Source organism: Rhodoferax sp. MLSD5-FHT05B10, assembly GCF_058793415.1.
Map to the genome: position 1 here is coordinate 333,055 of NZ_JBXAFT010000002.1, position 22,569 is coordinate 355,623.

The window sequence follows — 22,569 nt, forward strand, 5'->3', positions numbered from 1 at the left end:
ATTCCCGAAGGGGGTTCGGGTTGGATGGGGCATGGTAGCCGTGTGCGCCAGGGCCATGCGTTGCCAAGGTGACAAACCCGTGCACCCTGCAGGGCTGGAGGGCAAATATGTCACGCCGTGGGGTTATGCTTCTCTCCATGACGACCGAGTTTTTTGCTCCACCCTGTGTCGCACCGGCCGATGTGGTGCCGGTGCTGCGCCGGCAGGGGTATGCCGTGCTGGACGCGCAGTCGGTCGCACAGCTGGCCCACGTGGCGCTGGACGACCTGAACACGCTGCTGCCGGGCTGGGACGACCTGCCTCCGGACAACTACCTCAAAGACGGTGGCCGCTACCGCCGGCGCCGCCACGGCAGCTTCGTGCTGCAGGGCGGCCAGGTGGTGCCGGTGGCGCATCGGGCCCATTGGCAGCCGTTGCAATACAACGCCCTGCACGGCGGCATGCAGCGCTGGTTTGAGCCGCTGGCTCCGGCCACGGTGGCGCACGCCGCCTGGTCCCGCTTGCTGCTGATGCTGGGGGCGCTGTGCTCGCAGCTCAAGGGAGCGCAGACCTGGTATGGGGAGGCGCACCAGTTCCGCATTGACACCACCGACGGCATTGGCCGCCCCACGCCGGAAGGCGCCCACCGTGACGGGGTAGACTTAGTGGCTGTATTCCTGGTCAGTCGCCAGGGTGTCAAAGGTGGAGAAACCCGGGTATTCGAGGCGGCAGGCCCCAACGGGCAGCGGTTCACCCTGAGTGAACCCTGGTCGGTGCTGCTGCTCGACGATGCGCGGGTGATCCATGAGTCCACACCCATTCAGCCCCTGGGCACGGCGGGGCATCGCGATACGCTGGTGGTAACCCTGCGCGCGGGTGGTTTCCAGGACGACAACACAAACTAAGATACCCACAGAACCGGTCAACCGGTCACGAGGAGAGACATGTCTTGTTCACCTGCCGAGCTCAAGAGAAAAAGCGATGGATTCCTGGCGCAGTGGCAATCCTGCAAAGGCCATCCGGTATTTGACAGTTTCGTGGAGTTTGCGGTTGCCGTTTCCAGTTTCACGGCGTTCCTGGAGTCCAAGGGCCTGTCGGGCCTGCACCAGAGCGCCCGCGCGCTGGAGCAAAACGTGCTGGCCTTGTTCGACAGCTGGAGCGGGGACCGCATACCCGACGCGATGCTGGAGGAGCTCGATGGCCAGATTGGTGAAATCGGCGCCCGCATTGCCACCTTCCTGGGGGACAACGCCGCCGCGGCACCCGAGCGGCGCCAGCACCAGGACGGCAGCGCCGCGACCGACCTGCTGGCAACCAAGAACATCTGGCTGCTGACAGCCACCCCCGACAGCTGGCAGGATCTGGTCACGCAGGCGGGCTATTTCAACATCCAGGTCGCGCTGCACAGCCCGCACGCCGCCCCGGAAGTGACCCAGGAGCCGGTCATGGTACTGGTGGATGCCCTGGGCCTGGAGCCCGCGGCCTTCATCGAACGGGTGCAGGCCCTGCGTGGCCGGTTTTCGGTCAGCAGCATCATGGGGCTCAACCTGACGGCCGACTTCGACGCCATCAAGCTGGCCCTGCGGGCCGGTTGCAATTTCTGCTTCCCGGTGGGCACGGCGCAGGCCGTCATCATGAACCGCATGGTCAAGCTCTGCGTCACGGAGGTGGAGTCGCCCTACCGGGTGCTGGTAGTGGAAGATTCCAAGACCGCCAGCACGCTGATCCAGCGCACGCTGGGCGAGTGCGGCATCGAGTCCAAGGCCATCGCCCGGCCGCAGGAGGTGCTGACCAGCCTGGTCCGGTTCCAGCCGGATCTGGTGCTGATGGACATGTACATGCCCGGTTGCACCGGGGTGGAGGTGACCCGGGTCATCCGCCAGCACGAGGAGTTTCTCTCGACGCCGGTGGTCTATCTGTCGGCCGACACCAGCGTGGCCCTGCAGGTGGAGGCCCTGCGCCTGGGCGGCGACCACTTCCTGACCAAGCCGTTCAACCCGGTGATCCTGAATGCGGTGGTCCAGAGCAAGATCGAGCGCTACCGCATTCTGCGCCGTTCCATGTACCTGGACAGCCTCACGGGCCTGCTCAACCACACCACGTCCAAGCAGCGCCTGGATGCGGCCGTGAGCATGGCCCTGGCCGAGGGCACGCCGCTGAGCGTGGCCATGATCGACATCGACCACTTCAAGAAGGTCAACGACACCTTTGGCCACCCCCTGGGCGACCAGGTGATCCGCAGCCTGGCCTGGTTGCTCAAGCAGCGCCTGCGCAGGACCGACGCGGTGGGACGCTACGGGGGTGAGGAGTTCCTGGTAGTCCTGCCCGATTCGGACGCGCAGCGGGCGCAGCAGGTGCTGGACCGCATACGGGTCGACTTTTCCCATTTCCGCCATCCGGTGCAGGACACCTGGTTTTCCTGCACCTTCTCGTGCGGCATTGCCGAACTGGTGCCCGGACTGGGCGCTCCGGCGCTGCTCAAGCAGGCCGACGAGGCCCTCTACCAGGCCAAGCGGGCCGGGCGCAACCAGATTCAGATCGTGGAGATGGTGGCTGGCTAGGGCGTGCGCGCCTAGACGGCCATGTAGCGCCCCGGGCGGTGGTTGATGGCCAGTGTCAGGTTCAGCACGACGGCGCCCAGCACCGACAACCCCACGCGCTGCCAGTCGGCCACGAAGAGCGCGCCCAGCACGATCAGGCTGTCGAGCAGCATCTGGATCTTGCCGGCGCGCCAGCCCAGCTGCTCCTGCAGGTACAGCACCAGCACGTTGAGGCCGCCCAGGCTGGCCTTGTGCCGAAACAGGATCAGCATGCCGGTGCCCATCAGCAAGCCCCCCAGCACCACGGCCAGCGGTGCCGACAGGTACTCAAAGCGCAGGCCCAGTGGCAGGAAGTGCACAAACAGCGACAGCAAGGCCACGGCGGCAAAGGTCTTGACCGTGAAGACCGGGCCCATGCGCCGCCAGGCAAACACGTAGAACGGCAGGTTGATGAGGAAGAACGCCGGGCCAAAACCGACGCCACTGGCGTAATGGGCCAGGAACGCCAGTCCGGCCGTGCCGCCGGTCAGCAGGCCGGCGTGGCCGTACATGGCCACGCCCAGGGCGACAAACAGGGTGCCCGTGATCAGCGCCTGCACGTCCTCGTGCGGGCGGTGGCGGTGGACGGGCATATCGGTGGGCATGCCGGGGCTCAGGCGGCTACTTCGGCTGCTTCGCTGTCGGAGCAGGTGACGCCGCCGCAGCCCTGGATTTCTTCGCGGGGCAGGGATTCGGGGGCGTGCACGATGCCGGTGAGCGGGTCGTAGCCCACGCGGCGCATGTGCAGGGCCAGGGCGGCATCCATGGCCTGGGCGTGCTGCGGGAACCAGACAGCCAGCTCGCGGGCCATTTGCCGCACCATGGCGCGGTCCGCCTTGGCCGCGCCGTCCTGCATGATCTGCAGCACGACATGGTGCTGCGTGCTGTGGCAGTTGCTGGAGGCAAAACGGGTGTCGGCCATCCAGCGGTCCTCGCGGCCGAAGTGGTCGTCGGTGTGGTCGACCAGCTGTTGCCAGGCGGGCAGCAGGTCTGCGTCGGAGGCCGCTTCCACCACGGCCAGCAGTTCGACGAACTCCTGGTGGGTGGTGTCCATCATGGGCAAATCGAGCGACAGGGCATCCGACCATTCAAGTGCGGGCATGGAAAGTTCTCCTGGAGGGTGCTGGAAAGGGTCCCGAGCTTACGGGGCGCGTTGCCAGCGGCGGTTGATGAAGGTCAGAAAATCCGGTAATGGATGGCGCCGCCCTGTTGCCAGGGTCTCTGCGGATGTCATAGCGCGTGCGTGACCAGCTTGAAGTCGGCGTCCTCGGCATACGACTTGACGGTGAAGCCCAGGCTCCGCATGAGCTTGAGCATGCCGGGGTTGTTGGCCAGCACCAGGCCTTCAATGTCGGACAGGCCCTTTTCGCGCGCCACGTCCATGATGCTCTGCATCAGACGTGAGCCCAGGCCCTTGCCGTTGAAGTCATCGGCCACCACCAGGGCGAACTCGCAGCTCGACTGGTCGGGGTTGGTGATGTAGCGCGAGACGCCCACGATGCGTTCGGACTCGACGATGTCGCCATCCGGTCCGGCCATGCGTTCCTTGAACACGGCGACCAGCGCCATTTCGCGGTCGTAGTCGATCAGCGTGAACCGTGCCAGCATGGACGGCGGCAGTTCGGCCAGGGACGACACGAAGCGGAAGTAGCGGCTCTCGGGCGACAGGCTCTGCACCAGGGCCTGCAGCATCTGGGCGTCGTCGGGGTGGATGGGACGCACCAGGTACTCCCCGCCGCCGCGCAGCGGCCAGACCTGCTCGAAGCGTGCCGGGTAGGGCAGGATGGCCAGGTGGTTGTAGTTGTTGGAGCGTCCGCTGGCGGCCTGTGGCGCGTGGTCGATGACGATGCGGGCATCCACCGCCACCACGCCCGACTCGTCGACGATCAGGGGGTTGATGTCCATCTCGCGCAGCTGGGGCAGCTCGCACACCATTTCCGAGACGCGCAGCAGCACCTGCTCCAGCGCATCCATGTTGACCGCGCTGCTGCCGCGCCACTCGCCCAGCGTTTCGGCCACGCGGGAGCGTTCGATCAGGCGGCGGGCCAGAAACTGGTTGAGTGGCGGCAGCTCCATGGCCCGGTCGTTGATCAGCTCGATCATGGTGCCACCGGCGCCGAAGGTGATCACCGGACCAAACGGATCGTCGGTGACCAGGCCGACGCAGACCTCGCGGCCGCGGCGCGCGCGTGCCATCTTCTGCACCGTCACGCCATTGATGCGGGCATGGGGCTGCAGGCGGGCCACCGCCTGCATCATGTCGTTGTAGCTGTCGCGCACGCTGGTGGCGTTGGCAATGTTGAGCGCCACGCCCAGCACGTCGGACTTGTGGCTGATGTCGGGCGAGTCGATCTTGAGCGCCACCGGAAAGCCCAGCTGCGTGGCGATCATCATCGCCTCGTTGGCGCTGCGCGCCAGGATGGTCTGGGTCACGGGAATGTGGAAGGCCGACAGCAGGGTCTTGGACTCCATCTCGGTCAGTACCTTGCGGCGCTCGGCCAGCACCCCCTCGATCACCAGCCGTGCGCCTTCGATGTCGGGTTGGGCCAGGGTGGACAGCGGTGGCGGCGTCTGTTGCAGCAACTGCTGGGCCTGGTAGAACGAGGCGATGTTGCCAAAGGCGCCCACGGCGGCCTCGGGCGTGCGGAAACTGGGAATGGAGGCTTCCAGCAGGATGCCGCGGGCCGGTACCACCGAGGCGTCGCCCATCCAGCACGACAGCAGGGGCTTGCCCATGGTGCGCTTCACGTCGGCCACCGCGCGCGCCACGGCCGAGGCGTCGCCGCCGGCCTTGGGCGAGTAGATGGCCAGCACGCCGTCGATCTGGCGGTCGTGGTCGGCTGCGGTAATGGCGGCGTGGTAATGCTCGGGCCCGGCGTCTTCCGACAGGTCGATCAGGTCCGACAGCGACGCTAGCGCGGGCAGCTGCGGCTTGAGGGCGCGGACCGTTTCCGGCGACAGCTTGCCCAGTTGCAGCAGGATTTCATTGACCCAGTCGGCCGCCAGCACGCCCGGCCCGCCGCCGTTGGTGACGATGGCCAGTCGCTTGCCCACCGGCCGGTAGCGCGAGGCCAGGCATTTGGAGGCCGAGAACAGCGCCACGAAGGAGCGCACCCGCACCGCGCCGGCGCGGCGCAGGGCGGCGTCAAACACGTCGTCGCTGCCGACGATGGCGCCGCTGTGGGTCTGCGCGGCTTCGTTGCCGGCGGGCTTGCGGCCGGCCTTGAGCACCACCACCGGCTTGGCGTTGGCCGCCGTGCGCAGCGCGCTCATGAAGCGGCGCGCGTCGGCAATGCCTTCCATGTAGACGACGATGCTGTGGGTGTGGGCATCGTTGGCCAGGAAGTCCAGCACGTCGGCAATGTCCACCCCCGTGTGCGGGCCCAGGGACACCACCGACGAGAACCCTACCGCGTTGTTGCTGGCCCAGTCGAGCATGGAGGACGTCAGCGCCCCCGACTGCGACACCAGCGCCAGCGAACCCGTGCGGGCCAGGGGCCCGGCTGCGCTGGCATTGAGCTGCAGCAGCGGGCGCTGCAGGCCCAGGCTGTTGGGGCCCAGCAGGTGCACCCCTTCGCGGCGGGCAATTTTCTTGAATCTCTCGGCGTCGTCGCTGCTGATGCCGCTGGAGATCACCAGCGCCGAGCGACAGGCCATGCGCCCGGCGATTTCCAGCGCGGCGGCGATGTCCTGCGGGGGCAGGGCGATGATGGCGAGGTCGGCCCGGGTCTGTGCGAGGTCGGCCAGCGTGCCGCTGGTATGGATGTCCACAAACACCAGGTTCCCGTGGAAGCGCTGGGCCCGCAATGCCTCATGCAGTGCCCGGGCCTGCGAGGTCTGCGTGGCCGCATCGTCGGCCTGACCCGCGAAAACCACAATGGATTCGGGGGCAAAAAGGGGGGTGAGGTAGTGTTTGTCCATGGAATGTTTCCGTCAGCGCCAGCCAGAACCCTAACATGGGCAAGGCCGCCGCCGGCGGCGACGGTCGGGACCTAGGGTTTACCCTTAACTATACGGGCTCACCTGATAAGATTCCAGCGTTTGGCGCGATTTCGCGCGCCGGTGTTTCTTCTTTCCCACTTTCGAGTTCCTATGTCCACTGCCGATCGCATACGTAACCCCCTCCTGCAATCCCGCATCATGTCGGCCGACGCAGCGGCCGCGCTGATTCCGGCCGGTGCCAACGTCGGCATGAGCGGCTTTACCGGTGCGGGCTATCCCAAGGCGGTGCCCCATGCGCTGGCCAAGCGCATCGAGCGCCTCAGTGCCCAGGGCGAGCAGTTCCGCATCGGCCTGTGGACCGGTGCGTCCACCGCGCCCGAACTCGACGGCGTGCTGGCCGGCGTGGACGGCATTGCCATGCGCCTGCCCTACCAGTCGGACCCCACGGTGCGCAAGCAGATCAACGCCGGGCGGATGCAGTACACCGACATCCATCTCTCGCACGTGGCCCAGCTGGCCTGGTTCGGCTTCCTGGGGCATCTGGATGTGGCGGTGGTCGAAGTTGCGGGCATCCTGCCCGACGGGCGGCTGATTCCCTCTTCGTCCGTGGGCAACAACAAGACCTGGCTGGACCAAGCGGACAAGATCATCCTGGAAGTCAACACCATGCAGAACCCCGGTCTGGAGGGCATGCACGACATCTACTACGGCACGCGCCTGCCACCCGACCGCCAGCCCATTCCGCTGGTGCGCCCGGGCGACCGCATCGGCGAGCCTTATCTGCACTGCGATCTGAGCAAGGTGGTGGCCGTGGTGGAAACCAACCAGCACGACCGCAACTCGGCCTTCGCCGCGCCGGACGAGATCTCGCAGCGCATTGCCGGCCACATCATCGAATTCCTGCAGCACGAGGTCAAACGCGGCCGCCTGCCGGCCAATCTGCTGCCGCTGCAGTCGGGTGTGGGCAACATTGCCAACGCCGTGCTGGCGGGCCTCAACGAGAGCCCGTTCGAGAACATGACGGCGTACACGGAAGTGCTGCAGGATGGCATGCTGGACATGCTGCGCTCGGGCAAGCTCACCATGGCCTCGGCCACCGCACTGTCGCTCAGCCCCAAGGCCCTGGCCGACTTCAACGCCAACATCGACTTCTACCGCGAGCGCATCGTGCTGCGGCCGCAGGAAATCAGCAACCACCCCGAGGTCGTGCGCCGCCTGGGCATCATTGCCATGAACGCCATGATCGAGGCCGACCTCTACGGCAATGTGAACTCCACCCACATCATGGGCTCGGGCATCATGAACGGCATTGGCGGCTCGGGCGACTTTGCGCGCAACGCCTACCTGTCGTTCTTCGTGACGCCTTCGGTGGCCAAGAATGGCGCCATTTCCTGCATCGTGCCCATGGTCTCGCACGTGGACCACACCGAGCACGATGTGGAAGTGATCGTGACCGAGCAGGGGCTGGCCGACTTGCGCGGCCTGTCGCCCACGCAGCGGGCCCGGCTGGTCATTGAGAAATGCGCCCACCCGGACTACCGCCCGGCCCTACAGGACTACTTTGAACGCGCCCAGCGCGCCGCGCCCGGCCAGCACACGCCCCACATCCTGAATGAGGCGCTGTCCTGGCACGCGCGCTGCGTCGAGACCGGGCACATGCTGCCCGGTGGCCCGGGCGCCGCGGCTTAAAGCCGCTCGAAGATGGCGGCAATACCCTGGCCGCCGCCAATGCACATGGTCACCAGGGCGTAGCGGCCCTGGATGCGCTGCAGCTCGTAAATGGCCTTCACGGTGATCAGCGCGCCGGTGGCGCCAATGGGGTGGCCCAGCGAAATGCCCGAACCGTTGGGGTTGACCTTGGCCGGGTCCAGACCCAGGTCGCGGCTCACGGCGCAGGCCTGGGCGGCAAAGGCTTCGTTGGCCTCGATCACGTCCAGGTCGTTCACCGTCAGGCCGGCCTTCTTCAGGGCCAGCTGCGTGGCCGGCACCGGGCCGATGCCCATGTACTTGGGGTCGACGCCGGCGTGGGCGTAGGACACCAGGCGGGCCAGCGGCTTTGCGCCGCGGGCCTTGGCAGCGCCGGCTTCCATCAGCACCACGGCGGCGGCCGCGTCATTGATGCCCGAGGCGTTGCCGGCGGTCACCGTGCCGTTTTCCTTCAGGAATGCGGGCTTGAGCTTGGCCATGTCGGCCAGGCTGCAGTTGGAGCGGAAGTGCTCGTCCACCGCGTAGGCCACGTCGCCCTTCTTGCTCTTGAGCATGACGGGCAGGATCTGGTCCTTGAAGTAGCCCGCCTCGGTGGCGCGCTGGGCGCGGTTGTGGCTTTCCACGGCCAGGGCGTCCTGGTCTTCGCGGCTGATGCCCCACTTGGCGGCGATGTTCTCGGCCGTCACGCCCATGTGGATGGTGTGGAAGGGATCGTGCAGCGCGCCGATCATCATGTCCACCATCTTGGTGTCACCCATACGGGCGCCCCAGCGCATGTTCAGGCTGGCAAAGGGCGCGCGGCTCATGTTTTCGGCGCCGCCGCCGATGGCGATGTCGGTGTCGCCCAGCAGGATGCTCTGGCTGGCCGAGACGATGGCCTGCAGGCCCGAACCGCACAGGCGGTTCACGTTGAAGGCGGGTGTGCCTTCGGCGCAGCCCCCGTTGATGGCGGCCACGCGGGACAGGTACATGTCCTTGGGCTCGGTGTTGACGACATGGCCGAACACCACGTGGCCGACGTCCTTGCCGTCCACATTGGCGCGCTTGAGCGACTCGCGCACCACCTGCGCGGCCAGCTCGGTGGGGGGAATGTCTTTCAGGCTGCCACCAAAGGTACCAATGGCGGTGCGCACACCGCTGACAACGACGACTTCACGGGACATGGGAGAACTCCTTAAAAATTTGCCTGCATCTTACACAAGCTGACATGCTATTAAAACAATAGCTACATGCGCAGTATTTACGGTGGTTTGAAGGCGAAAAGATGCTAAATTTTCGCCCCTTCGACCAGAAAGCGCACCCGGCGCACGCCGTTCCACTCGTCGGCGTCCAGGCGGAAGGCCAGCGTGACCCTGGCCGGCAGCGGCTCGGTGTGACCAAACCAGATGCCGTCCACCGGCTGGCCCTGGTGCTTGAGCTTGAGGGCCAGGTGTTTTTCGCCCACCAGCCGTTGCGAGATCACTTCGACCTCTTCGCTGAAAGTGGGCGCCGCAAAGCCCTGGCCCCAGACCTCCTTGTGCAGGGTGTCCACCAGTTCCACGCGGCGGTACTCGGGCGCCAGCGGGCCGTCGGTGTCCAGGCGGCGGGTCAGCGTGGCGGCGTCCAACCACTCCTGGGCGACCGCGATGAGCCCTTGCTCAAAGGCGTCCAGCCCGTCCTCGGTGATGGTGCAGCCGGCTGCCATGGCGTGCCCGCCAAAGCGCAGCAGCACGCCGGGGTTGCGCTTGGCCACCAGGTCCAGCGCATCGCGCAGGTGAAAGCCGGGGATGGAGCGGCCCGAGCCCTTGAGCTCGTGCTCCTTGCCCGGTGCAGCACTGGCGGCGAAGACGAAGCTGGGGCGGTGCAGCTTGTCCTTGATGCGGCTGGCCACGATGCCGACCACGCCTTCGTGGAAGTCCGGGTCGAACACGCAGATGGCCGGCGGCGGTTCGTCGCCTTCCTCGAACAGCCCTTCGGCAATCATCATGGCCTGCTCGCGCATGTCGCCCTCGATTTCGCGGCGCTCGCGGTTGATGCCGTCCAGCGTTTTGGCCAGTTCGTCGGCGCGGGCCGGGTCGTCGGTGAGCAGGCATTCAATGCCCAGCGTCATGTCCGACAGGCGCCCGGCGGCGTTGATGCGCGGCCCCAGGGCAAAGCCGAAGTCGAAGGTGGTGGCAATGCCGGCGTTGCGCCCGGCCGCCGCAAACAGGCTGGCCAGGCCCGCAGGCATGGCGCCGGCGCGCACCCGCTTGAGCCCCTGGGCGACGAGGCGGCGGTTGTTGGCGTCCAGCCGCACGACGTCGGCCACGGTGCCCAGCGCCACCAGCGGCAGCAAGGTGTCGAGCTTGGGCTGGTTCTGCGCCGTGAACACACCGCGGTTGCGCAGCTCGCTGCGCAGCGCCAGCAGCACGTAGAACATCACACCGACACCGGCAATGGACTTGCTTTCAAACGGGCAGCCGGGCTGGTTGGGGTTGACGATCACATCCGCGTTCGGCAGTTCGGGCGCGGGCAGATGGTGGTCGGTCACCAGCACCTGTAAGCCCAGTTCCCGTGCGGTGGCCACGCCCTCGACGCTGGCAATGCCGTTGTCCACGGTGATCAGTACGTCGGCGCCTGCGTCTTTCACGCGCCGGGCAATGGGAGGGGTCAGGCCATAGCCGTCGACGATGCGATCCGGCACGATGTAGCTCACATGCCGTGCGCCCAGCAGGCGCAGCCCGCGCAGGGCCACGGCGCAGGCGGTGGCGCCATCGCAGTCGTAGTCGGCTACGACGCACAGGTGCTTGCCTGCGTCCATGGCGTCGGCCAGCAGGGTGGCGGCCTCGGGCAGGCCCCGCATGGTGCTGGGGGGCAGCAGCTTGGCCAGGGCGTCGTCCAGTTCTTCGGTGCCGGTGACGCCGCGTGCGGCGTACAGGCGCGCCAGCAGCGGGTGGATGCCGGCCTGCTCCAGTGCCCAGACGGAGCGCGGCGGAATGTCGCGGGGAACAATGTTCATAGGGTCTTCAACCAGGTGGTGGCCTGCGGTGCAGCCAGGCGCCGACGCAGGCGCTCCCACAGCGCGGGGGCCTGCCATTGCAGGGTCTGCGCCTGCTGCTCGCCGCACAGGGTGAGCTGCACCTTCTGGCCGGCCTGCAGGTGCTCCAGCAGTTCGGCCAGGGTGGTGCGGTCGAGTTCCTGCCAGGCCTGGGCCCAGGCGGGGGCGTCGTCCTGCAGCGCGGCGCTGCGCAGGGTGTGCAGCACGGTGCTGGGGCCGGCCGCGGTGTCGGCCGGAGCCCACGTGCCGGTGCCGCTGGCCCAGAAGGAATTCACCGTGGGCTGGCCGCGCGCGGCACGCGCGTCGTTGACGGCGTGGGTGTACAGCAGCATCTGCATTTCGTTCTGCAGCCGCCGCAGGGCCTTGGCCTGCTCCTGGCGGGGTATCCAGGCATCGACCGGCTGCCCGGACACGCGGTCCAGCGAGGCGGTGGGCAGGGCCCGGAAGACCTCGCCCTGCGCCAGCCAGCGGGTGTGCGTGTGCGCCAGCGCCTGAGGAAACAGGGTGATGCCGTCCTCGGCAAAGTAGGGCTGCATGGCCGCGTGCAGGGCCTGGGCTTCGTCCGGCGTGAGCGCCAGCTGCTGCGGGTCTGCCATTTCCACATGGTGGGTGTGCACCTGCCACTGGCAGGGTGTGATCCAGGCCCAGCCTTCGCCGCCGTGCGCGGCGGTGAGGCCCAGCTGGGCGGCATCCTGCGCGGCCCAGGGCAGCAGGCCATCGGGGGCGTCCCCCAGGCCCAGGTGGAGGGCCTGCACGCGCTCGTGCAGGGGTGTGAGCTGGTCGGCCTGGCCGGGGTGTGCGGCGCCGGGGCTGAGCTGGCGCAGCAGGCGCGTCAGGTGGGGCAGCTGCAGCCCGTCCAGAGCCTGGCGGCACTGGGGGCTGGCGGGTGCCGCGTAGGAGATAACGGTGTGCATACCCTGATTGTCCCGCATGGATGCCACAATCCGGGGATGATGAAAATTCCCTATGAGCTCATTGTGGGCTGGCGCTACACGCGGGCCGGCCGCACCACCCGGCGCAACGGCTTTATCTCCTTCATCTCCGGGGTCTCCATGCTGGGCATTGCACTGGGGGTGGCGGCGCTCATCATCGTGCTCAGCGTGATGAACGGCTTCCAGAAAGAGGTGCGCGACCGCATGCTGGGCGTGGTCTCGCACATCGAGGTCTATGCCGCCAGCGGCCAGGCGCTGCCCGATGTCGCCCTGACGCTGAGCCAGGTCCGCTCCAACCCGCAGGTGGTGGGTGCGGCTCCGTTCATTGCGGCGCAGGCCTTGCTGGCACGCGGCGAGGACATGAAGGGCGTGATGGTGCGCGGCATTGACCCTACGCTGGAGCACGAGGTGACCGATCTGGCCGCCGGCGCCCAGTCGGCGGTGCTGGCCCAGCTGGCGCCGGGCAGCTTTGGCGTGGTGCTGGGTGCCGAGCTGGCGCGCAGCCTGGGCGTGCGCACCGGCGACAAGGTGACCCTGGTGGCGCCCAGCGGGCAGGTCACCCCCGCCGGCGTCGTGCCCCGGCTCAAGCAGATGACGGTGGTGGGCACGTTTGACTCTGGCCACTATGAATACGACTCGGCCATGGCCTTTGTGCACGTGGACGACGCGGCCCGGATTTTCCGCCTCGAAGGTCCTTCGGGCGTGCGCCTGAAGCTGCGCGACCTGCACCAGGCCAGGGCGGTTGCCGATGAACTCAGCCGCAGCCTCACGGGCGAGCTCTACATCCGCGACTGGACACGCCAGAACCGCACCTGGTTCGCCGCCGTGCAGGTCGAAAAACGCATGATGTTCATCATCCTCACCCTCATCGTGGCGGTGGCGGCCTTCAACCTGGTGAGCACGCTGGTGATGACGGTGACCGACAAGCGCGCCGACATCGCCATCCTGCGCACGCTGGGGGCCAGCCCGGGCAGCATCATGGGCATCTTTGTGGTGCAGGGCGCCATGGTGGGGGTCATCGGCACGCTGGCCGGTCTGGCGCTGGGCCTGGGTGTGGCCTTCAACATCGACGTCATCGTGCCGGCGCTGGAACACGCGCTGGGCGCCAGCTTCCTGCCCAAGGACATCTACTTGATCAGCCGCATGCCCAGCGATCCGCAGCAAGGCGACATCGTGCCGATTGCGGTGATTGCCCTGGTGATGGCCTTTGTGGCCACCCTGTATCCGAGCTGGCGCGCCAGCCGTGTCAACCCGGCGGAGGCTTTGCGTTATGAGTAGAAATGATGCCCCCACGTTCGGCACTAACGTGTCCTCTCTGCCCCCCGAGGGGGCCCTCGCGGCTAGGGGCGGCCCGTCGCCGCTCGACCCTGCATCGCGCGCCGCGGTCGGCGCCGCGCAGTACCGGCTGGTGGCCGGGCTGGGTGGAAGTTCGCCGGCGCCCGCAGGGCCAGGCGAAATCGTCTTGCGGGCCCAGGGCCTGACCAAGCGCTTTGCCGAGGGCCGGCTGGACGTGACTGTGCTGCAGGGCGTGGACCTACAGGTGCGCCGGGGCGAGACCCTGGCCATCGTCGGTGCCTCCGGCTCCGGCAAGAGCACGCTGTTGCACCTGTTGGGCGGGCTGGATGCTCCCACCAGCGGCACGGTCGAACTGCACGGGCAGAACCTGGCCCGCCTGGGCGCCGCCCAGCAGGGGCGCCTGCGCAACCAGCACCTGGGCTTTGTGTACCAGTTTCACCACCTGCTGCCCGAGTTCAGTGCCTTGGACAATGTCGCCATGCCATTGACCATTCGGCGTCTTGACCGCGCAGAGTGTGCGCAAACAGCTATGAAAATGCTAGCAAGCGTGGGCTTGCAGGACCGCGTGCACCATCGCCCGGCAGAGTTGTCGGGCGGCGAGCGCCAACGCGTGGCCATTGCCCGGGCGCTGGTGACCCGGCCCGACTGCGTGCTGGCCGACGAGCCCACCGGCAACCTGGACCGCAGCACCGCCGATGGCGTGTTCGACCTCATGCTGGAACTGGCGCGTGCCCACGGCACCGCCTTTGTGCTGGTGACGCACGACGCCGCGCTGGCCGCGCGCTGCAGCCGCCAGCTCACCCTGGTGTCGGGGCGCCTGGGGCCTGCGGCCTGATTTAGATCACGCCCTGCGCCAGCATGGCGTCGGCCACCTTGACGAAGCCGGCCACGTTGGCGCCGTCGATGTAGCTCACCGTGCCATCGGCGCGGACGCCGTGCTTCAGGCAGGCGGTATGGATGCCTTGCATGATCATCAGCAGGCGGTTGTCCACCTCTTCGGCCGTCCAGTTCAGGCGCATGGCGTTCTGGCTCATCTCCAGGCCCGAGGTGGCCACGCCACCGGCGTTGCTGGCCTTGCCCGGCGCGTACAGCACGCCTGCGGCCTCAAACGCCTTGGCGGCTTCGATGGTGGACGGCATGTTGGCGCCTTCGGCCACGCACAGCACGCCGTTCTTGATGAGGGTGGCAGCGTCCGCGGCGTCCAGTTCGTTCTGCGTGGCGCAGGGCAGGGCCACATCCACGGGCACATGCCAGGGTTTCTTGCCCGCTTCAAACTTCACCCCGGTGCGTTTGGCGTAATCGCTCACACGGCCGTAGAGGTGGTTCTTCACCTCCATCAGCTCAGCCAGCTTGGCCGTGGTGAAACCGTCTTCATCAACGATGGTGCCGCTCGAATCCGACACCGTGACCACCTTGGCGCCCAAGGCCATGGCCTTGTCCACGGCGTACTGGGCCACATTGCCCGAGCCCGATACCGAGACGCGCAGGCCATCAAACGACTTGCCGCGCGTCTTGAGCATTTCCTGCGCGAAATACACCGTGCCGTAGCCCGTGGCTTCGGGGCGAATCAACGAGCCGCCAAACGACAGACCCTTGCCCGTGAACACGCAGTCGGCGCGGTTGCTGAGCTTCTTGTACATGCCGGCAATGAAGCCGACCTCACGCCCACCCACACCAATGTCGCCGGCCGGAACGTCGGTGTCAGACCCGATGTGGCGGAACAGCTCGCTGGCAAAGGCCTGGCAGAAACGCATGATTTCGGCGGGGCTCTTGCCCTTGGGGTCGAAGTCGGAGCCGCCCTTGCCACCGCCCATGGGCAGGGTGGTGAGCGCGTTCTTGAAGGTTTGCTCGAAGGCCAGGAACTTCAAGACCGACAGATTCACCGAGGGGTGAAAGCGCAGGCCGCCCTTGTAGGGGCCAATGGCCATGCTGTGCTGGATGCGGTAGCCGCGGTTGACCTGCACGGAGCCATGGTCGTCCGTCCACGACACGCGGAACATGATCACGCGCTCGGGCTCCACCAGGCGTTCCAGCAGGCTGTGCTCGGCGTACCGGGGGTGCTTTTCGATGAAGGGCCACAGGCTTTCCATGACTTCGGTGACCGCCTGAAGAAACTCAGGTTGGTGGGGATTGCGTTCAGCCACATGAGCCAGGAAGCTTTCCAAAGACGGGTATTTCATCGCGCGTGCCTTTATTTGGTGCAAAAAGAAAGTAGCGGCTATTTTCCCATTGTTTATGCACCAAATAAGTGCTGCATATCCATAAAATGCATAGTTTTGGTGTGTTTGCCTCAACAAACGCCCAATCTGGGTGCGTTGCGGGGTGGTTGGGGCCACTCAATGCAGGCGCGGGTACCCTGTGATGTGCTGGATGGCCCGGTACAGCGGCTGCAGCCGGCCGTACATCTTCTGGTAGACCCGGTGGTACAGCGCGTCGTAGGTGGCGTGGTGGGTGGCCAGGGGTTCGAAGGTCTTTCCAATCCGGGTCATGGCCGCCACGGCGGTGCTGAAATCCGGGTGCAGGCCCAGCCCCACGGCGGCGTCGATGGCGGCGCCCAGGCCCGAGGTCTCGTACACATGGGGCCGCGACGTGGGCAGACCAAAGATGTCGGCGGTGAGCTGCATGGCGGCGTCGCTCTGCGAGCCGCCGCCGGAGATGCGCAGCTCGGTGATGGGCACGCCGCTGCGCTGCTCGATGCGCTCCTTGCCCTCGCGCAGCGCGTAGGCCAGGCCTTCGAGGATGGCGCGGTAGACATGGGCGCGGGTGTGCACGTCGCCAAAACCGATGATGGCGCCCTTGGCCTCGGGGCCGGGGATCTTGATGCCCGGCGACCAGTAGGGCTGCAGCATCAGCCCCATGGAGCCCGGCGGCACCGAGTTGACCAGCGCGTCGAAAAGGGCCTCGGGCGGGACTCCGAGCGCGGACGACTGGTGCTGCTCGGGGTGGCCGAACTGCTCCTTGAACCAGTTGACCATCCAGTAGCCGCGAAAGATTTGCACCTCGGTGCTGTACGCGCCGGGCATGGCGGACGGGTAGGGCGGAATGAAGGGTGTGACCTCCAGGTACCTGCTGCTGGTGGTGTTGATGGTGGCCGTGGTGCCGTAGCTCAGGCAGCCGATGTGCGGCTCGCGGCAGCCCGCGCCGATGACCTCGCAGGCCTTGTCGGCGGCGGCGGCCAGCAGCGGCGTACCCACGGGAATGCCGGTGGCTGCGCCGGCCTGTGGCGTGATGGCGCCCATGCGCGTGCCCGGAGCCACCAGTTCGGGCAGCCACTCCGGCTTCACGGCCAGCGCCTGCCACTTCCAGTCGCGCGGGCCCGCCCAGGCCAGGCGCTTGTAGTCAAACGGCAGGTAGCCCACCTGCGAGCCCACCGAATCGACAAAGCGTCCGCACAGGTGGTGGTTGAGGTAGCCCGAGAGCATGACGTACTGGCGGGTCTGCTCCCAGATAGCGGGCTGGTGGGCCTTGATCCAGTTGGTCTCGGCTTCGCCGCGGAAGTAGTTGATGGTGTGGGACACGCCGGCCAGCTTGAAGGCGCTTTGCCACAGGAGGCTGATGGGGGGCACAGTGTCGGTGCGGCGCTGGTCCAGCCAGGTGATGGCCGGGCGCAGTGGCTGGCCGTCAGCACCCAGATTGATCATGGTGCCACGCTGGGTGGTCACGGCCACGCCCTGCACCGTGTCGCGCACGCCGGGGTTCTCTTGCCACAGGCGCTGGCAGGCGGTGCACACGGCCTGCCAGTAGTCCTCGGGGTCGTGCTCGGCCCAACCGGGGTGGGTGGAAAAGTAGGCCTCCAGAGGCACCTGCGCTTTGGCGACGATGTTGCCGTGCAGGTCGAACAACAGCGCGCGCACACTTTGTGTGCCGTTGTCGATGGCCAGGATGGTGGGCTCAGGCATGGGTGCTCTCCGGCGGGGGGGGTGGCGGACGGTAGTGGCTGTGCCAGAGGGCCAGGTAGGCCGCCTGTTCGGCGTCCCAGTGCGCATCGCTCCAGCCCAGTTCACCCTGGCAGAGGGTGCGGATGCGCGCCAGGTGTTCGGCGCCGCCGCCCCGCAGCAGCAGGCCCAGGCGGGTGCGCCGCAGCAGCAGGTCCTGCATGTGCACCACGGCTTCGGTGCGCGCGGCCCAGCGCAGCTCTACCCACAGGGTTTCCGTGCCAGGGATGGCATGCAGCTCACCGGCTTGTGCGGCCGCCACCACCGCCGCGGCCAGCGGGCCGTAGTGGCCCTGCAGGCGCTGGCGCTGCTGCGCGGTCAACTCCCCCGACACTGGCAGCGGTGCGCCGGGTGCCAGCACGGGTGTTTCGGACGGAACGGGTCTGCCCCGGGGCAGCAGGGGTTCGAGCTGGTGCAGGGCGTCCAGCGCGATCAGGCGGAAGGTGGTGAGCTTGCCGCCGGTGACGGTGAGCAGGCCGTCTTCCATCCACACGGCGTGGTCACGGCCTTCCTTGGAGGGGTCGGCCTTGCCGGTGTCGATCACCGGACGCACGCCGGCGTAGGTGGCAATCACGTCGCCGGGTTCCAGTGCGAGTTGCGGAAACTGCCAGCGCAGGGCGGCCAGCAGGTAATCCTGCTCGGCCGGCGTGATGGCTGCCTCCTGCTGCAGGTCGGCGCCGTGGTCCACGTCCGTGGTGCCCACCAGGGTGGCGCCTTCCCAAGGAAAGGCAAACACCGGACGGCCATCCTGCGGGTGCATCAGGCTCACCGCCTGCGCCACCGGCAGGCGCCAGGCGGGCAGCACCAGGTGGCTGCCGCGCAGGGGGCGCAGCCGCCGCGGTGCACCCTGCTGCTGGCGCAGGCGGTCGGCCCAGGCGCCAGTGGCGTTGACGACCACCCGGGCGCGTACCGGGTAGCTGGCGTCGGCCACCGCGTCTTGCAGCTGCACGCCGCTGACCCTGCCGTGCGTGGCGTCACCCGCCCGCAGCAGGTGCTGGGCCTGCAGGTAGTTGATGGCCACGCCGCCCAGGCCGCGGGCCTCCTGCAGCACCCGCAGCACCAGGCGGGCGTCGTCGGTCTTCGCGTCCAGGTAGCACAGGCCGCCCTTCAGGTCGGCGCGGACAATGTGGGGCGCCAGCAGGAGGAATTCGTCGGCCGGGTAATGGTGGCGCGCGCGCTGGCCGGCCAGCCAGTCATACACGGCCAGGCCGAGCTGGAACACCCAGCGTCCAGGCTTGCGGTCCTTGTAGTCGGCAAAGGCAAAGCTCTGCGGCTCCACCAGGCCACGGGCCTGCTGCAGCAGGGTCTGCCGCTCGCGCACCGAGTCGCGGGTCAGGCGCAACTGGCCTTCCTTCAGATAGCGCAGCCCGCCGTGCACCAGCTTGGAGGAGCGGCTGGAGGTGCCCCAGGCAAAGTCGCGCTGCTCCACCAGCAGGGCCTTGTATCCGCGGCGTGCGGCCTCCAGCAAAATGCCGGCACCGGTGATGCCGCCGCCGATGATGACCAGATCCCACTCCGGCTGCGCCAGGGTCTGCAGCAGGTGCGCGCGTGCTGCGTCGGGCAAGGTGTGGGGCTCCGGGCTCATGGCGTGTCCGTGCCCACCAGCTTGCCGGGGTTCATCATGCCGCGGGGGTCGAAGTGGCGAAACAGGCTGCGCAGGGCGGAGATGCCCAGGGGCCCCTTCTCTGCCTCCAGGTAGGGCGCATGGTCCAACCCCACGCCGTGCTGGTGGCTGATGGTGCCCCCATTGGCCACGATGACCTGGCTCACCGCCGCCTTCAGGCTGCGCCAGCGGGCCAGGTCCGTGGCATGGTCGCCCGCCAGCCGGTAGGCAAAGGTGGTGTAGACGCTGGCCCCCTGGGTGTAGATGTGCGAGAGGTGGGTGTAGGTGTGGACCTTTTCGCCGTTCTGCGCCAGGGCGTGGGTGGCAGCATCCTCCAGTGCCTGCATCATGGGCGTGACGCGGCCCCAGTCGCACGCCGTTTCCACGGTGTCGATGGCATAGCCTTTGCGCCACAGGGCGTTGCGCAGGTAGACATTGCGAAAGCGGTTGGTCTTCCACTTGTTGCCCATGGCCTGGCCGATGGCCACACCGCCGTGGCCCCGGGCGGTGCGCAGGGCACCGCGCAGCGCGTGGGCCACGGTATCGCCTGGGCCGCTGGCGCCCAGCAGCAGCAGGCATTTCTGCTCCCGGCAACCGCGCCAGCCCAGGTAGGTTTCCAGGAAGCCGATCAGGCGCGCGTGCCCGGCCATGGTGAGCGTGGTCTGGGTTTCGATGGGGTTGGACAGCCGCAGCATGGACAGCGCCAGCCTGGTCTGCGCCATGGCGCGCACCGCGTCCTGCGCCTGCTCCCAGGTGGGGAAGAAGACGGCATGGAACTCCTCGCGCTGCGGCAGGGGCGAGACGCGCACCGTGGCCTCCGTCAGGATGCCCAGACGGCCTTCCGAGCCCAGCACCAGCTCGCGCAGGTCCGTGCCCGCGGCAGAGGCCGGGAAGGTGGCCACGCGCAGGGTGCCGCGGGGCGTTTCCACGGTGCCGCCGGCAAACAGCTGCTCGATGCGCCCGTAGCGCAGCGACTGCTGGCCCGAGGAGCGCGTCACCACCCAGCCGCCCAGCGTGGAGTATTCAAACGACTGCGGAAAATGCCCCAGCGTGTAGCCATGGGCGCGCAGCTGCGCCTCCAGGTCCGGGCCCAGCACGCCGGCGCCAAAGGTGGCTAGCTGTGCCTGGCGGTCCAGGTTGGTGAGCCGGCACAGGCGCGACAGGTTGACCGTGAGCACGGGCTGCGGCCCTGCAGGCACGGTCAGGTGGCCGACCACGCTGGTGCCGCCCCCGATGGGGATGACGGCGGCGCCGCAGCTCTGCGCATAGTCCAGCAGTTCACGCACCTGCTCACCGCTCTCGGGAAAGGCCACACCGTCGGTCACCGTGCCGACCTGGCCGCTGCGCAGCTTGAGCCAGTCGGGCAGGCTCTGGCCCAGGCTGTTGCGCAGGCGCGTTTCGGGGCGGGTGTCGACCAGTGGGTGTGCGGGCAGGCGGCTGGCGGGAATGCCGGCGCATGCCTGCTCCAGCGTGGCATCGGTTGGCGGGGTTCCGGGGCCGATGCGCCGCTGTAGGAACGCCATCGCATCGGCATGCAATTCCAGTTCAATGGCGTCGTCGCCCCAGCCATTCCACCGCTTCATGGTCAACCTCTTTCTGTGGGTGTGCGGCATGCAATTGCTACACTGGCCGCCAGCTTAGTCAACCCCTTTTGTGGCGTATTGCGCTTTCATGACAATTCGTTTGTTCAATCATGCCAACCCCGGACAGCGCGCCTGAAGGCGGTGGCGGCCGGGTGGCAGGGGCCTATGTGCAGCCCCTGCTGGAACTGGCCGTAGAGCGCGGGGTGGACTTGCGCGCGCTCGCGCTCGCGGCTGGCCTGCCCGCCCATGCCCTGTCGCCCCAACCCGAGTCGCTGGCCGCGCGGGACTACGTGCGCTTGCTGGACGCGGGCGCGCAGCTGGCGGAGCACCCGCATTTCGGGCTGCAGGTCGGTGAGCGAGTCAAGCTGGGAACCTACAGCGTCTACGGACTCATCCTGCTGAGTTGCCGGGACTTCGGCCAGGTGTTCCAGCAAACCCAGCGCTACGAAAGCCTGGCCCACGATCTGGGGCGCTCGGCACTGGTGGTCGACAACTGGGTGGCCGAGTACCAGTGGAACAGCCATTTCCCCCAGGCCAGCCGGCATCTGGCCGAGAGCGTGTTTGCCGGGATACGGGTGTTTGGCGAGTGGCTTGCCGGGGCGCCGTTGCCGCCGGCTGCGGTGGCGTTCTCCCACACGGCTCCCAGCGATTGCAGCGAGCACCGGCGCATTTTCGGTGCCGACGTGGTGTTTGGTGCCCCCCGCAACTGCGCCCGTTTTGATGCAGCGCTGCTGACTTTGCCGGTGCCCAACGCGGACGTCGGGCTGTACCCGGTGCTGCAGCAGCACGCCGAGCAGCTGCTGCGCGAAAAAATGCGCACCCAGGCGCATGCGGGCATCGTGGCGCAGGTGGGGGCGGCCATTGCCAGGAGTCTGTCGCAGGACCGCGCCCGCTTGCCGCTGGTGGCGCAGGACCTGAACCTCACCCAGCGCACCTTGCAGCGCAAGCTCAGCGAAGCCGGCGCCAGTTTCCAGCAGGTGCTGGATCGTACGCGCCGGGAATTGGCGCAGGACTATTTGCGCCAGCGCAGCCTGAGCCTGGCCGACATTGCGTTTCTGCTGGGCTTCCAGGACCAGAGCGCGTTCAACCACGCCTTCAAGGAATGGACCGGGCACAGCCCGGGGAGCTGGCGGGAGCGGACGGGGGCGCCATGACGTTCATCGATACCCATTGCCATCTCGATGCCGCAGAGTTCGCCGCGGACCGGGGTGCGGTGCAGGCCCGCGCACGCGCGGCGGGTGTGCGGCACTGCGTCATTCCCGCGGTGGAAGTGGCCAACTTTGACACCGTGCGCCAGCTGGCCCATGCCGGGGGCGACAGCTATGGCCTGGGCATCCACCCCTTGTACGTGGCGCAGGCCGGCCCCGATGACCTGTTGGCGCTGCAGGCGCAGCTGCAGGCCCACCATGCGGACCCGCGCCTGGTGGCGATGGGCGAGATCGGGCTGGACTACTTTGTGCCCGCCTTGTGCGAGAGCCCGCTGCGCGAACGGCAGGAGCATCTCTACCGGGCGCAACTGCAGCTGGCCCGCCAATACCAGTTGCCGGTATTGCTGCATGTGCGGCGCTCGGCGGACCGCCTGCTCAAGCAGCTGCGCGAGGTGGGCAAGGGCGGGCCGCCGTGGACCGGCATTGCCCACGCCTTCAACGGCAGCGCGGTGCAGGCGCAGGAATTCATCCGGCTGGGCTTCAAGCTGGGTTTTGGCGGTGCCGTGACCTTTGAGCGGGCCTTGCAGCTGCGCCGGCTGGTCAAGACCCTGCCGCTGGAGGCTATTGTGCTGGAGACCGATGCACCGGACATGCCGCCGCACTGGCGCTACGTTCCGGCGCAGCAGCGGGGGGCGGGCGGGGGCCAGGGGCGCAACGAACCCGGGGAGTTGCCCCGCATTGCCAGTGTGGTGGCGCAGCTGCGCGGCATGCCGGTGCAGGCGCTGGCGCAGGCCACCACAGACAACGCCTGCCAGGCCTTGCCGAAGCTGGCGGCGCTGCTGGTATAAA

The 22,569-nt window shown here is 67.7% G+C and carries 17 protein-coding genes; 7 read left to right on the forward strand and 10 right to left on the reverse strand.

The annotated features are described in order from the left end of the window. Positions 1-137: 137 nt before the first annotated feature. Positions 138-884, forward strand: coding sequence for a 2OG-Fe dioxygenase family protein (locus tag AC1Q5W_RS04235; protein WP_492643702.1), 747 nt, complete (start codon positions 138-140; stop codon positions 882-884). Positions 885-923: 39 nt separating this feature from the next. Beyond that, positions 924-2,540, forward strand: a complete 1,617-nt coding sequence (locus tag AC1Q5W_RS04240; RefSeq protein WP_492643701.1) for a GGDEF domain-containing response regulator — start codon at positions 924-926, stop codon at positions 2,538-2,540. 11 nt (positions 2,541-2,551) lie between these two features. Here the strand turns inward: AC1Q5W_RS04240 and AC1Q5W_RS04245 are convergent, their stop codons facing one another. From AC1Q5W_RS04245 to AC1Q5W_RS04255, 3 genes are all read right to left on the reverse strand, one after another. Beyond that, a complete protein-coding gene (locus tag AC1Q5W_RS04245) occupies positions 2,552-3,163 on the reverse strand; it encodes a YitT family protein (protein WP_492643700.1) in 612 nt (203 codons plus the stop codon). 8 nt (positions 3,164-3,171) lie between these two features. Beyond that, the gene (locus AC1Q5W_RS04250; protein ID WP_492643699.1) at positions 3,172-3,660 is read right to left on the reverse strand and encodes a hemerythrin domain-containing protein; all 489 of its coding nucleotides are present in this window, start codon (positions 3,658-3,660) and stop codon (positions 3,172-3,174) included. A gap of 128 nt (positions 3,661-3,788) precedes the next feature. Next, entirely contained in the window at positions 3,789-6,479 is a 2,691-nt protein-coding gene (locus AC1Q5W_RS04255; protein WP_492643698.1) for a bifunctional acetate--CoA ligase family protein/GNAT family N-acetyltransferase, read from the reverse strand. 171 nt (positions 6,480-6,650) lie between these two features. Between AC1Q5W_RS04255 and scpC the strand changes: the two genes are divergently transcribed. After that, the gene (gene scpC / locus AC1Q5W_RS04260; RefSeq protein ID WP_492643697.1) at positions 6,651-8,189 is read left to right on the forward strand and encodes a succinyl-CoA:acetate CoA-transferase ScpC; all 1,539 of its coding nucleotides are present in this window, start codon (positions 6,651-6,653) and stop codon (positions 8,187-8,189) included. Here the strand turns inward: scpC and bktB are convergent. The 3 genes from bktB to AC1Q5W_RS04275 all read right to left on the reverse strand — a co-directional run bounded on the left by bktB (position 8,186) and on the right by AC1Q5W_RS04275 (position 12,137). Continuing rightward, positions 8,186-9,370 (reverse strand): beta-ketothiolase BktB, encoded by a 1,185-nt coding sequence (bktB, locus tag AC1Q5W_RS04265; protein WP_492643696.1) that lies wholly within the window; start codon positions 9,368-9,370, stop codon positions 8,186-8,188. The two genes, scpC and bktB, sit on opposite strands and share 4 nt — an antisense overlap. A 104-nt stretch (positions 9,371-9,474) precedes the next feature. Then, complete coding sequence (gene recJ / locus AC1Q5W_RS04270; RefSeq protein ID WP_492643695.1) at positions 9,475-11,184, reverse strand: single-stranded-DNA-specific exonuclease RecJ; 1,710 nt, start codon at positions 11,182-11,184, stop codon at positions 9,475-9,477. Continuing rightward, positions 11,181-12,137 (reverse strand): phosphoglycerate mutase, encoded by a 957-nt coding sequence (locus tag AC1Q5W_RS04275; RefSeq protein WP_492643694.1) that lies wholly within the window; start codon positions 12,135-12,137, stop codon positions 11,181-11,183. The genes recJ and AC1Q5W_RS04275 overlap by 4 nt, the downstream gene beginning before the upstream one ends. 39 nt (positions 12,138-12,176) lie before the next feature. On the opposite strand from AC1Q5W_RS04275, the gene AC1Q5W_RS04280 reads away from it, so the two are divergent. Next, positions 12,177-13,433: a lipoprotein-releasing ABC transporter permease subunit gene (locus AC1Q5W_RS04280; protein ID WP_492646117.1), complete on the forward strand. Its 1,257-nt coding sequence runs from the start codon at positions 12,177-12,179 to the stop codon at positions 13,431-13,433. A 178-nt stretch (positions 13,434-13,611) separates the two neighbouring features. Then, entirely contained in the window at positions 13,612-14,286 is a 675-nt protein-coding gene (lolD, locus tag AC1Q5W_RS04285; RefSeq protein WP_492646116.1) for a lipoprotein-releasing ABC transporter ATP-binding protein LolD, read from the forward strand. Position 14,287: 1 nt separating this feature from the next. On the opposite strand, the gene gdhA is transcribed toward lolD, so the two are convergent. From gdhA to AC1Q5W_RS04305, 4 genes are all read right to left on the reverse strand, one after another. After that, a complete protein-coding gene (gene gdhA / locus AC1Q5W_RS04290) occupies positions 14,288-15,631 on the reverse strand; it encodes an NADP-specific glutamate dehydrogenase (protein WP_492643693.1) in 1,344 nt (447 codons plus the stop codon). Between the two features lie 156 nt (positions 15,632-15,787). Continuing rightward, the gene (locus tag AC1Q5W_RS04295; RefSeq protein ID WP_492643692.1) at positions 15,788-17,350 is read right to left on the reverse strand and encodes an FGGY-family carbohydrate kinase; all 1,563 of its coding nucleotides are present in this window, start codon (positions 17,348-17,350) and stop codon (positions 15,788-15,790) included. Then, positions 17,343-18,971, reverse strand: coding sequence for a glycerol-3-phosphate dehydrogenase/oxidase (locus AC1Q5W_RS04300; protein WP_492643691.1), 1,629 nt, complete (start codon positions 18,969-18,971; stop codon positions 17,343-17,345). Before AC1Q5W_RS04300 ends, AC1Q5W_RS04295 begins: the two co-directional genes overlap by 8 nt. Then, positions 18,968-20,572 carry an FAD-binding oxidoreductase gene (locus tag AC1Q5W_RS04305; RefSeq protein ID WP_492643690.1) on the reverse strand — a complete coding sequence of 535 codons (1,605 nt, stop codon included), beginning with the start codon at positions 20,570-20,572 and terminating at the stop codon, positions 18,968-18,970. The genes AC1Q5W_RS04300 and AC1Q5W_RS04305 overlap by 4 nt, the downstream gene beginning before the upstream one ends. A gap of 110 nt (positions 20,573-20,682) precedes the next feature. Between AC1Q5W_RS04305 and AC1Q5W_RS04310 the strand changes: the two genes are divergently transcribed. Beyond that, positions 20,683-21,726: an AraC family transcriptional regulator gene (locus tag AC1Q5W_RS04310; protein ID WP_492643689.1), complete on the forward strand. Its 1,044-nt coding sequence runs from the start codon at positions 20,683-20,685 to the stop codon at positions 21,724-21,726. After that, positions 21,723-22,568, forward strand: a complete 846-nt coding sequence (locus AC1Q5W_RS04315) for a TatD family hydrolase (RefSeq protein WP_492643688.1) — start codon at positions 21,723-21,725, stop codon at positions 22,566-22,568. The genes AC1Q5W_RS04310 and AC1Q5W_RS04315 overlap by 4 nt, the downstream gene beginning before the upstream one ends. Position 22,569 lies beyond the last annotated feature (1 nt).